At 70.2% G+C, this 12,017-nt stretch carries 10 protein-coding genes; 1 reads left to right on the plus strand and 9 read right to left on the minus strand.

Going from position 1 to position 12,017, the window contains the following annotated elements:
• Positions 1-17: 17 nt before the first annotated feature.
• The 5 genes from hisG to metH form a co-directional block, all read right to left on the minus strand.
• Complete coding sequence (gene hisG / locus AB5G72_RS08335) at positions 18-869, minus strand: ATP phosphoribosyltransferase (protein ID WP_120283213.1); 852 nt, start codon at positions 867-869, stop codon at positions 18-20.
• A 49-nt stretch (positions 870-918) separates the two neighbouring features.
• Positions 919-1,182 carry a phosphoribosyl-ATP diphosphatase gene (locus tag AB5G72_RS08340; RefSeq protein ID WP_120283215.1) on the minus strand — a complete coding sequence of 88 codons (264 nt, stop codon included), beginning with the start codon at positions 1,180-1,182 and terminating at the stop codon, positions 919-921.
• On the minus strand, positions 1,179-1,895 hold the full coding sequence (locus AB5G72_RS08345; RefSeq protein ID WP_440221399.1) for an HAD family hydrolase: 717 nt from the start codon (positions 1,893-1,895) through the stop codon (positions 1,179-1,181). Before AB5G72_RS08345 ends, AB5G72_RS08340 begins: the two co-directional genes overlap by 4 nt.
• Positions 1,896-1,898: 3 nt before the next feature.
• Positions 1,899-3,800, minus strand: a complete 1,902-nt coding sequence (locus tag AB5G72_RS08350; protein ID WP_440221400.1) for a heavy metal translocating P-type ATPase — start codon at positions 3,798-3,800, stop codon at positions 1,899-1,901.
• A 185-nt stretch (positions 3,801-3,985) separates the two neighbouring features.
• The gene (gene metH / locus AB5G72_RS08355; RefSeq protein ID WP_259823050.1) at positions 3,986-7,546 is read right to left on the minus strand and encodes a methionine synthase; all 3,561 of its coding nucleotides are present in this window, start codon (positions 7,544-7,546) and stop codon (positions 3,986-3,988) included.
• A 49-nt stretch (positions 7,547-7,595) separates the two neighbouring features.
• Between metH and AB5G72_RS08360 the strand changes: the two genes are divergently transcribed.
• A complete protein-coding gene (locus AB5G72_RS08360; protein ID WP_440221401.1) occupies positions 7,596-8,522 on the plus strand; it encodes a PAC2 family protein in 927 nt (308 codons plus the stop codon).
• Positions 8,523-8,620: 98 nt separating this feature from the next.
• Here the strand turns inward: AB5G72_RS08360 and mshC are convergent, their stop codons facing one another.
• From mshC to AB5G72_RS08380, 4 genes are read right to left on the minus strand one after another with little or no spacing between them, the layout of a single operon-like run.
• Positions 8,621-9,874 (minus strand): cysteine--1-D-myo-inosityl 2-amino-2-deoxy-alpha-D-glucopyranoside ligase, encoded by a 1,254-nt coding sequence (gene mshC, locus AB5G72_RS08365; RefSeq protein ID WP_154830721.1) that lies wholly within the window; start codon positions 9,872-9,874, stop codon positions 8,621-8,623.
• 25 nt (positions 9,875-9,899) lie between these two features.
• On the minus strand, positions 9,900-10,682 hold the full coding sequence (locus tag AB5G72_RS08370) for an SCO1664 family protein (RefSeq protein ID WP_253003590.1): 783 nt from the start codon (positions 10,680-10,682) through the stop codon (positions 9,900-9,902).
• Entirely contained in the window at positions 10,679-11,266 is a 588-nt protein-coding gene (locus AB5G72_RS08375) for a DUF3090 domain-containing protein (RefSeq protein ID WP_440221402.1), read from the minus strand. The genes AB5G72_RS08370 and AB5G72_RS08375 overlap by 4 nt, the downstream gene beginning before the upstream one ends.
• A 40-nt stretch (positions 11,267-11,306) precedes the next feature.
• Positions 11,307-12,011 (minus strand): histidine phosphatase family protein, encoded by a 705-nt coding sequence (locus AB5G72_RS08380; RefSeq protein WP_120283227.1) that lies wholly within the window; start codon positions 12,009-12,011, stop codon positions 11,307-11,309.
• Positions 12,012-12,017: the final 6 nt, after the last annotated feature.

Consider the following 12,017-nt stretch of genomic DNA (forward strand, 5'->3'; position numbering starts at 1 on the left):
AGCGGATCTTCTGGTTGTCAGCCCATCCGGCAGGAGCGGATGTCGGTCGCGATGACCGACTTCGCACCGGACGCGGCGAGCTCGTCCATGATCGAGTTGACCCGCTTGCGCGGCACCATCGACCGGACGGCGATCCACGCCGGGTCCGCCATCGGCGAGACCGTGGGCGACTCGATGCCCGGCGTGATCGCCGAGACCTCGTCGAGCAGATCCTTGGGGCAGTTGTAGTCGAGCATCATGTACTGCTGGGCGAACACCACGCCCTGCAGGCGCGCCCTGAGCTGTGCCATCGCCCCGGACACCTCGGCGTCCGCCCGGGAGATCAGCACGCCCGAGGAGTCGCACAGGATGTCGCCGAACGCCTCCAGGCCGTGGACCTTGAGCGTCCGCCCGGACCCCACGACGTCGGCGATGCAGTCGGCCACCCCCAGCTGGATCGAGATCTCCACGGCGCCGTCGAGGCGGATGACCTCCGCCTCGACCCCCCGCTGCTGGAGGTCCCGACGCACGATATTGGGGTACGAGGTCGCGATCCGTGCGCCGGCGAGCCGGTCGGTGGACCATCCCGCCCCGGCGGGACCGGCGTAGCGGAAGGTGGAGTGGCCGAAGCCCAGATCGAGGAGCTCATCGACCTCGGCCATGGAATCCGCGGCCAGATCCCGGCCGGTGATGCCCATCTCGAGGCGGCCGGAGCCCACATAGACGGCGATGTCCTTGGGACGGAGGAAGAAGAACTCGACGTCGTTGTCCGGGTCGATCAGCGTGAGGTCTTTGCTCCCCTCGTGCCGACGGCGGTACCCCGCCTCGGCGAGCATCTCGGAGGCGGACTCGGACAGGGCGCCCTTGTTGGGCAGTGCGACGCGCAGCATGACGGGGGCTCCGGGATCTGTGAGCGTGAGGGTGGACGCGGGGCGGGGTCTAGAGATGTCGGTAGACGTCCTCGAGGCCGAGTCCGCGCCTGAGCATCATGACCTGGGTCCAGTACAGGAGCTGCGAGATCTCCTCCGCCAGTTCCTCGTCGGACTGGTACTCGGCGGCGATCCACACCTCTCCGGCTTCTTCGATGACCTTCTTGCCCAGATGATGCACACCCTTGTCGAACGCGGCGACGGTGCCGGACCCCTCGGGGCGCGCGGTGATGCGCTCGGACAGCTCGGTGAACAGCGAGTCGAAGGTCTTCACACGCTCGATTGTCCCATAGCCGCACCCACGGGTGTGCCGGAGGTGAGCCCGTGGAGCGCCGCGGTGTCGACGCCCTCCAGGGTGTCGTGGGTGTGGGCCCCGACGACGCCGGGCTGGCCGTCGGTCGACGGGATGTACAGCACCCGGCATCCGGCGGCGACCGCCGCGGTCGCGCCGGTGACGGAATCCTCCACCGCCACCGCCGAGCCGGGCTCCACCCCGAGCCGGGCACACGCGAGGAGATACGGGCCCGGGGCGGGCTTGGCCTCGGTGACCATGCACCCGGTGACCACCACGTCGAAGCGGGAGCGGTCGATGAACTCGAGGGGCACCACCGCGACATCGGCGGTGGTGTTGGTGACCAACGCGACCGGAGTCCCCGTCGACGCGATATCGGCGAGGAGATCCTCGGCGCCCGGCCGCCACCTCATATCAGTTCGCATCAACTCGGTGACCCGGGAGTTCAAGCGGTGGGCGAGGCGGTCGAACTCCTCGCCCACGATCCGGCGACCCGTGTACTCGCCGAGGATTTCGAAGAACCCGTGGAGGGAGTTGCCCAGCGTCCTCTCGCGCGTCGTCTCGTCGAGGGGGCGCCCCAGGTGCTCGGCGAGCTCGTACACGGCGATGTCCCACAGTCGCTCGGTGTCGACGAGGGTGCCGTCCATGTCGAGACAGACGGCGGCCGGAACACTGTCAGAGGAATTGCTGGTCACGGCCTACTGTCTACCCGAGTCAGGTGAACCGGGGGTGACCCGAGGCGCCGATTGCGACGGGATCGCATCGAAGTCACTGAGCTTCCGTGGCGCCATCACGACGCGCGCCGAGTTGAGGATCGCCAGCACATCGATGACCTCCTGCGCGATCGCCCCCGCGAGAGGGCTCAGCAACCCGAAGACGGCGAGGAGCATCCCGATCATGGAGGCGGCCATCCCGCCGACCGCTGACTGCAGGGCGATCCGACGCATACGCGCTCCGATATGGAGCAGGTCGTCGAGGCGCTCCAGTGAGGAATCCAGCACCACCGCGTCGGCGGCCTCGGACGTCACGTCGGAGGTGGCACCGAACGCGACTCCTGCGGTCGCGGCCGTCATCGCCGGGGCGTCGTTGATGCCGTCCCCGAGGAACAGCGTCGGCCCCGCGGCAGTGCGTTCGCGGACGATCGCGAGTTTGCCCTCGGGGCTGACCCCGCCGTACACCTCTCCGATCCCCACCCGGTCCGCCAGACGGCGGACCTCGGCCTCACGGTCACCCGAGATGATCATCATGTGCTTGACGCCGTGCGAGCGCGGCAGATGTGCGATGAAGTCGCCTGCGGTCGCCCGCGGTTCGTCCCGGAACCGGAGGGTGGCGGCGTACCGGTCGTCCAGGAGGACGATCGATTCCAGACCGGCCTCCGTCCCCGGGAGGAGGTCGACGGCGTCGGGGTCGACCGCGGCGAGTCCACGACGGTTGGTCAGGCGAAGGCTGTGGCCGCCCACCTCACCGACCAGTCCGGCGCCGGGTTTCTCGGCGACCGAGCTGAGTGGTGGTATGGCGAGACCTCGTTCGGTGGCGGCGTCGACGACAGCTCGGGCGAGAGGATGACGGGAGTAGACCTCGACCGCCGCTGCGGTCGCCAGCACGCCATCCGGATCGGTGCCCGGTCGAGGAATGATCTCGGTCAGGACGGGGCGACCGTAGGTCAGTGTGCCCGTCTTGTCGAACATCATCGTCTCGATCCGGCTGACGTTCTCGAGCATTGCCGGGTTCCGGATGATGATCCCACGCTTGGCGGACAGCGAGATGGCGCCGATGATGGCGACCGGTACGCCGATGAGCAGTGGACACGGGGTCGCGACGACCACTACGGCGAGGAAGCGGGTCGGGTCGCCCGAGATGGCCCAGCCGAGGACGCCGAGGGCAAGTGCGACCAGCGTGTACCAGGCGCCGAGACGGTCGGCCAGGCGACGCATCGGGGGCCGGTGTTCCTCCGCCTCCCGCAGGACGCCGACGATCTGCGCGTACCGGGAGTCTGCCGCCCGGCGTTCGGCCCGGACGGTCAACGCTACCTCGCCGTTGACGGCCCCGGAGAGCACCTGGGAGCCGGGTGACTTCGGCACGACGTACGGTTCGCCGGTCAGGAACGACTCGTCCATGGCGCCGTCGCCACCCACGACCTCGCCGTCGACGGGGCACAGTTCATGAGGCAGGACGAGGAGGAGGTCATCCACGCGGACCTCCTCGGCGCGGATGTCGTCCACGCCCGCGGCCGTGGAGTCCCCGCGGAGTCGATGCGCGATCGTGGGACTGCGCCGCGCGAGGGCGTCGAGGGTGGCCGATGCCCTCCGCGACGCGGCGGCCTCGAGCGCCTCGCCGCCGGACAGCATGAGGACGACGATCGCGGCGACCAGCCACTCGTCGAGAGCGACCGCCGTGATGATCGAGATGGCGGCGAGCATGTCCGCCCCACCCGCGCTCCTCACCGCCGAGCGCAGTACCTCGAGGATGAGTGGGACCCCGCCGACCACGACCACCGCGACCAGGGGCGCCCGGATCGACCACTCGACCGTCGTGGAGACGCCGGGACCGGTGACCGCGCGCGACACGAGGTGGATCGCGATGGCCAGGACGGTGGCCATCGCGAGTACCCCCTGGCGAGAGCCGACGAAGGTGCGGAGTGGCCCGTCCGCCCGGCCCCGCGTCGATGCCGACGCGGGGCTGGTGGATTCACCGCCAGATCGGTGCCCGATGGTGTGCATGACTTCATCATCCGCCGTCGGGTATGTCCTCTACCAGCAAGGACAGGCTGTCCTGCGTGCCCGCCTCAGACGTTGAAGTACTTGGCCTCCGGGTGGTACAGCACGAACGCGTCGGTCGACTGCTCGGGATGTAACTGCAGTTCCTCGGAGAGTTCGACGCCGATGCGCTCGGGCTCGAGCAGATCGACGACCACCTTGCGGGACTCCAGGTCGGGGCAGGCGCCGTAGCCGAAGCTGTACCGGGCACCCCGGTACTTGAGGTTGAAGTACTCCTCGATGCTGTCCGGGTCCTCGTCGGAGACCGTGCCCTCGGGCAGGCGGAGTTCGTCGCGGACCCGCCGGTGCCAGAACTCGGCGAGGGCCTCGGTGAGCTGCACGGACAGGCCGTGTACCTCGAGGTAGTCCCGGTAGTTGTCCGCGGCGAACAGCTCGTTGGCGAAGTCCGCGATGGGCGTGCCCATGGTGACCAGCTGGAACGGCAGCACGTCCACCACTCCCTCGGCCTCGCAGCGCTCCTTGGAGGCCAGGAAGTCGGGGATGGCCAGGAAGCGCGGTCGCTGCTGGCGCGGGAACGCGATCTTGTGGAGCACCTCGGCGTCGGGGCGCGGCTCGGCGAGCACCCAGATCTCCTCGCCCACCGAGTAGGCCGGGAAGTAGCCGTACACGACGGCCGAGTGGGACAGGATGTTCTCGGTGGTCAGCCGGTCGATCCACGAACGCAGGCGGGGCCTGCCCTCGGTGGCCACGAGCTCCTCGTAGTCCGGCCCGTCGCCGCTGCGGGTGCCCCGCAGGCCCCACTGGCCGAAGAACAGGGCACGCTCGTCCAGGTGACCGGCGTAGTCCGCCACCGGGATCCCCTTGGCGATCCGGGTCCCCCAGAACGGAGGGGTCGCGATCGGCTGGTCGGCCGCGACGTCCGACCGCTCGGGGACCACGACGGGCTCGGCCTCGGCGGCGCGCTTGGCGGCGATCCGCTCACTGCGAGCGCGGCGCTCGCGGCGTTCTTCGGCCTTGGCCGCGGACTCCGACGACTGCGACATCGGGACCCCGGTCCGTTTGGACGTCATCACCTCGTCCATGAGCCGCAGGCCCTCGAACGCGTCCCGCGCGTAGAACACCTCACCCTGGTACATCCCGGCGAGATCGACCTCGACGTAGGACCGGGTCAGCGCGGCACCGCCGAGTAGGACCGGGAACTCCCCGGCGATCCCCTCCGAGTTGAGCTCGGCGAGGTTGTCCTTCATCACGACGGTCGACTTCACGAGCAGGCCGGACATGCCGATCACGTCGGCCTTGTGCTCGCGGGCCGCGGAGATGATCTCCGAGATCGGCTGCTTGATGCCGATGTTGACCACGTCGTAGCCGTTGTTGGACAGGATGATGTCCACGAGGTTCTTGCCGATGTCGTGCACGTCGCCCTTGACCGTGGCGAGGACGATGCGGCCCTTGCCGTCCTCGTCGCTGGCCTCCATGTGGGGCTCCAGGTGGGCGACCGCGGCCTTCATGGTCTCCGCCGACTGCAGGACGAACGGCAGCTGCATCTGACCGGACCCGAAGAGCTCACCCACGGTCTTCATCCCACCGAGCAGGTGGGTGTTGATGATCTCCAGAGGGGGGATCTCCGCCATCGCGGCGTCGAGGTCCGCCTCGAGTCCCTTGCGCTCGCCGTCGACGATCCTGGCCGACAGCCGCTCCATGAGCGGCATCGCGGCGAGCTCGGCCGCGCGCGCGTCCTTGGCGCCGGCCGCGGACACGCCCTCGAACAGCTCCATGAACACCTGGAGGGGGTCATATCCCTCACCGCGACGGTCGTAGACCAGGTCGAGGGCGACTTCCCGCTGCCGCTCGTCGATCTTGCTCATGGGCAGGATCTTGGAACTGTGCGCGATCGCGGTGTCCAGGCCCGCCTGGATGCACTCGTGCAGGAACACCGAGTTGAGCACCTGGCGGGCGGCCGGGTTGAGGCCGAACGAGATGTTCGACAAGCCGAGCGTGGTGTGGATCTTCGGGTGTGACCCGGTGAGTCGGCGGATGGCCTCGATGGTCTCGATGCCGTCGCGGCGGACCTCCTCCTGGCCGGTCGAGATGGGGAAGGTCAGACAGTCGATGATGATGTCCTCCTCCGCCACCCCCCAGTTACCCGTGAGGTCGGCGATGAGCCGCTCGGCGATCTCGACCTTGCGATCCGCGGTCCGGGCCTGGCCCTCCTCGTCGATGGTCAGCCCGACCACAGCCGCGCCGTGGCGGGAGACCAGCTGCATGATCCGCTGGAAACGGGACTCCGGCCCGTCGCCGTCCTCGTAGTTGACCGAGTTGACCGCGCAGCGGCCACCCAGCTTCTCCAGACCGGCCTCGATGACACCGGGCTCGGTCGAGTCGAGCATGATCGGCAGCGTCGAGGAGGTCGCGAGCCGGCCGGCCAACTCCTTCATGTCGTCGGAGCCGTCCCGGCCGACGTAGTCCACGCAGAGGTCGACCATCTGCGCACCGTCGCGCATCTGCTCCTTGGCGATCTCCATGCAGGTGTCCCAGTCGCCGGCGAGCATGGCCTCGCGGAAACGCTTGGAACCGTTGGCGTTGGTGCGCTCGCCGATCATGAGGATGCCGGCGTCGGCGCGCAGGGGGGTCGAGCTGTACAGCGAGGCGACCGCGTTGACGGGCTCCACCCGACGCTCGGCCTTCTCGCGGCCCAGGACCTCGTCGCGCAGGCGGGTGATGTGCTCGGGGGTCGTTCCGCAGCACCCGCCCACCATCGACAGGCCGAACTCGGAGACGAAGTCGGCCACCTGCGGCGCGAACGCGTCGGCGCCCAGGGGGTAGACGGCGCCGTGCTCGCCGAGCTCCGGCAGTCCCGCGTTGGGCATGACCGACACGGGGATCCCGGCGTGCCGGGACAGGAACCGCAGGTGCTCGATCATCTCGGCCGGACCCGTGGCGCAGTTGAGGCCGATCATGTCGATGCCCAGCGGTTCCAACGCGGTGAGGGCCGCGCCGATGTCCGAGCCGAGCAGCATGGTGCCCGTGGTCTCGATGGTGACGTGGGAGATGATCGGCAGCCGCCGGCCGGCGGCGGCCATCCCGTCCTGGCACCCGAGCACCGCGGCCTTGACCTGGAGCAGGTCCTGGCTCGTCTCGATGAGGTAGGCGTCCGCGCCACCTCGTGCCAGCCCCTCGGCGGCCTGGGCGTACGCGTCCCGCATCTCCTCGAAGGTGGTCTGCCCCAGGGAGGGCAGCTTGGTGCCCGGCCCGAGGGAACCCAGCACCATCCGGGGGGTCCCGTCCTCGGACGGACCCATCTCGTCGGCGACCTTGCGGGCGATCGCCGCGCCCTTCTCCGCGAGCTCACCGATCCGGTCGACGATGTCGTAGTCGCCCAGGTTGGACAGGTTGCAGCCGAAGGTGTTGGTCTCCACCAGATCGGCGCCAGCGGTGAAGAACGCCCGGTGGATGTCCTCCACGACGTCCGGACGTGTGGCGTTGAGGATCTCGTTGCAGCCCTCCAGGCCCAGGAAGTCCGCGTCCACGTCGAGGTCGACGGCCTGCAACATCGTGCCCATCGCCCCGTCACCGATCAGTACTCGCCGACGGGCGGCATCCAATAAGGGCGAATCGAAATCGACAGACATGGCCCCAGTGTATGGGTGGGGAACAACCGGACGAACGTAGGCTGTACTAATGACTGTCCAATGGAGTCCCGACGGGCATCTCGATCTGGAGAGCCCGGTGATGATCGTGGCCTTCGAGGGCTGGAACGACGCCGCGGACGTGGCGACCGGCACCATCGAACACCTCGCCCTGAACTGGGAGGCCCGCCAGATCGCCGAGGTCGGCGGTGACGAGTTCTTCGACTACCTGGACCAGCGGCCCGTCGTCCGGATCTCGGGTGGGGTGTCCCGCTCGGTGGAGTGGCCCCGGGTGGTGGTGTCGGCGTGTCGACCGGACGGGTTCGCCGCGGACGTGTTGCTGGTGCGGGGGCCCGAGCCGGCCCTGAAGTGGCGCCGGTTCGCCTCGGAGTTCGTCGACCTGGTCGACACCCTCGGGGTGTCCCAGGTGATCCTGCTGGGGGCCTACCTCGCCGACGTGCCGCACACCCGTCCGGTCCCGCTCACCGGCGCGGCGTTCAGCCGCCAGCGGATGGCGTCGATGGGTGTCGAACCGTCGGACTACGAGGGGCCCACCGGGATGTCCGGGGTGCTCCAGCAACTGCTCACCGAGGCGGGGGTGCCCACGCTGAGTGTGTTCGCGGGGGTCCCCCACTACGTGGCCTCGCCGCCGAACCCCCGCGGTACCGAGGCGATGTTGTCCTGGATCGCGGAGAACCTGGGCATGGCGGTACCGATGGACGCGCTGCGCGTGCAGGCGCGGACGTGGGCCGACCGTGTCGACGCCGCTGCGGGCGAGGACGAGGACCTCCGCGATTACATCCAGTCCCTCGAGGACCGGATGGACGAGGACTCCGGGGTGACCCCGGGGGTCGACCCGGAGCCCGACCGCGGCCGCGCGTCGGGTGGGGAGGCGATGCCACTGGTCGACGGCGACGCGATCGCGGCCGAGTTCGAGCGCTTCCTGCGGGGCGAGCGGGACGAGCCCGACGCCGGGTGACCCGCGGCCGGCCGGGTCGCGGCACGCGCGTCCCGCAGGCAGGCGTGTGCCACCGGCCAGGCGGCCCCGCCGGTCAGCAGGTCAGCTGGCCCGGCCGGTCAGGCGGCGGTCGACGGGATGCCGAGAAGAGCGTCCAGGGCGGTCGCGACCGCGACACCGGCGGCCGGGTCCGCCTCGTCACCGCCCAGCGTCGCCTCCGCCCACGCGTCGATCACGGCCAACGCCCCGGGCGTGTCCAGGTCGTCCGCGAGGCGCTCGCGCAGAGCCGTGATCGCGGCCGCCGAGTCCGCACCGGCGCCGCGGGCGACGGCCCGGTTCCACGTGTCGTATCGGAGACGGGCGGCCTCGAGGAGTTCCCCGGACCAGGACCGGTCCACGCGGTAGTGCCCGGCGAACAGGCCGAGCCTGATGAGCGCCGGGTCGACGCCCTCCTCCCGCAGCGCCTGCACGCGCACCAGGTTGCCGAGCGACTTGCTCATCTTCACGCCGTCGAGCCCGATCATCGCGGCGTGGACGTAGAAACGGGCGAAGGGCGCCTCCCCCGTGGCCGCCTCGGCGTGGGCGGCGGAGAACTCGTGGTGGGGGAAGGCCAGGTCGCTGCCGCCACCCTGGATGTCGAACTCCATCCCCAGTCGGTTGCGGGCGATCGCCGAGCACTCGATGTGCCACCCGGGTCGGCCCGCCCCCCAGGGGGAGGGCCACGCCGGCTCGCCGGGACGATTGACACGCCACAGCAACGCATCCAGCGGGTGTTCCTTGCCGGTTCGGTCGGGGTCGCCACCGCGCTCGGCGAAGGCGGCGGCCATCTCGTCGTCGTCGTAGCCCGACTCGTACCCGAACTCCTCGGTCGCGCGGTGGCGGTAGTAGACGTCGGAGTAGCCGTCGACGGCGGGGTCGATGCAGTAGGCGTGACCACGCTCGAGGAGCTCGGCCACCATCTCCACGACCTCGTCGATGGTCTCGGTGGCCGCGACGTAGTCACGCGGCGGGAGGACCCGGAGCGCCTCCATGTCCTCGCGGAACCTGTCGGTCTCGCGGTCCCCCAGCTCCTGCCAGTCGACGCCGTCACGCTCGGCCCGCTCGAACAGCGGGTCGTCGACATCGGTGGTGTTCTGGACGTAGTGGACCTCGTGCCCGGCGTCGAGCAGCTGACGGTAGACGAGGTCGAACGTGAGATAGGTGGCCGCGTGACCGAGATGGGTGGTGTCGTACGGGGTGATCCCGCAGACGTACATGCGTGCGACGGGCCCCGGCGCCACCTCGCGGGCCTCCCCGCCGGCCGTGTCGAACAACCTCAGGGGGACGCCGTCGCCGGGGACCGAGGGGACGACAGGCGTGGACCACGAGTGCATGCGGCCGAGTCTAGAGAGCACGCGGTCAGAAGAGCGGCCAGGGTAAGGGGTAGCCGGGGCCGGGAACGGGGAACACCCGGGTCGCGAGGAGGGTGTCGACGCGCTCGGTGAGAGCCTCGACCTCGGCGGAGGAGAGCAGGTCGGACAGGGCCGCGCCGAGTGCGCCGCCCTCTGCCAGGTCGCGCCGGAGACGCTCCAACCCCGCCACCTCGTCGGCGGTGAGGGGTTGACCCGCCCACCCCCACAGGACGGTGCGCACCTTGGGCTCGGTGTGGAAGGACAGGCCGTGGTCGATCGCCCAGACGACCCCCGCGGCGTCGACGAGGACGTGTCCGCCCTTCCGGTCGGCGTTGTTGACCACGTGGTCGAACACCGCGATACGGCGCAGCCGGTCGTCGGTGCCGTGTGCCACCACCACGTCCTCGCCCCGCGCGCCCTCCCCCCGCAGCACGACCGCCCGGCCGCCCGGGACGGCGTCGGCGGGGTGGACGTCGATCGGGTCGTGCCCGGAGCGTTGCTCGCGATCGATCTCCTCGATCCAGCGCTGGGCCATCCCCGGCCCGCCCGGGCCGTGCGCGGCCACGGTCTGTGGCACGAGGTCCCAGCCCAACGCCTCGGAGACCGCGTGTGCGGCGATCTCCCGCGCGGCGAGGCTGCCGTCGGGGAAGTCCATCAGCGGCCGCTCCCCCGCCGACGGCTTGTAGACCCAGCTGTCCCCGTGGGCGTCCACACAGTGGTAGACCGCGTTGCTGCCGGACGGGATCCGGTACAGCACGGTGAGTTCGGGGCTGACCGGGCGGTCGGTCACGGGTCGATGAGGTCGGTGAGCGCCTCACCGGACCGCGGGAGGTAACCGTTGAGGCGGACGCACAGGTGGCCGGTGGTGTCGATCGGTTCGCCGCACAGCGGGCACGGGGCACGGCCGGCGGAGACGACCTTCTCGCTGCGGAGCACGAACTGCCGGGCCCGCTGGGGGGTGAGGAAGACGCGCAGCGCGTCCGGCGCGTCCTCGGCGTCCGACAGCACCACCGACTCGTCTGTGGCGGACGGGTCCACCGCCAACAACTCCACCACGATCTTGGAGTGCTCCCCGTCCCAGCCGAGCCCCATGGTACCCACCTGGAACTCGGCGTCGACCGGCATCTCGAGCGGGTCGAGATCATCCACGACGCCGCCGGCCGGCGGAATCGGGACGTCGGACTTGGCGGCGATCTCGTCGAGCAGGTCGCCCATCCTCTCGGACAGGATCTGGGCCTGCTGCTTCTCGCACCGCACCGAGATGGTCCGGCCCGACTCGGTGGCCTGGACGAAGAAGACGCGCTCGCCCGGCTGGCCGACCGTGCCCACCACGAACCGGGTCGGGTCGCGGAACTCGTGCACTGCCCTGCTCATGCGGGTGGTCTCCTCGTGGGGTGGATGGTGGTGCGGATCATCAGGCTACGTTCCCGCCGGGGACGGCGTCCGAGCTGGCGTGCCCCGCCGTGGCGTCGCCGACCCGGCCGGCCGGGTCCCCGCGGAGACCCGCCAGGTCGCCGCCGGTGTCGTTGACCCGGAGCACGAACGGGCGGTGTGGCGTGTACCGGACCACGGACACCGACGCGGGTTCCACCACGATCCGCTGGAACTGGTCCAAGTGCATCCCGTAGGCGTCCGCGATCACCGCCTTGATGACGTCGCCGTGGCTACACGCCACCCACAGCACGTCGCGATCCGCCTCCTCCGCCAGGCGCTGGTCGTGGCGACGGATGGCGGTCACCGCCCGACCGGCCATCCCGGCCAGGGACTCGCCGTCCGGGAAGACCGCCGACGAGGGGTGTTGCTGGACCACCGACCACAGGTGCTCGGAGGCGAGGTCCTTGAGTGGTCGGCCCGTCCAGGAGCCGTAGTCGACCTCGACCAGCTCCTCGTCGACCAGTGGCTCCACGCCCAGCGACCGCGCCAGGGGTTCGACCGTCTGACGGCACCGCATGAGGGGCGACCGGACGACCGCCTCGACGGGTAGTTCCCCGAGTCGACGGCCGAGTTCCGCGGCCTGGGCGTGACCGGTCTCGTCGAGGCCGACCCCCGGTGTACGGCCTGCCAACGTGAGGGCGGTGTTGGCGGTGGATCGGCCGTGCCGGAGCAGGATGACGGTCATACGGGA

The sequence above is a fragment of the Dietzia sp. MNB45 genome, from assembly GCF_051994785.1.
GTDB lineage: Bacteria > Actinomycetota > Actinomycetes > Mycobacteriales > Mycobacteriaceae > Dietzia > Dietzia kunjamensis.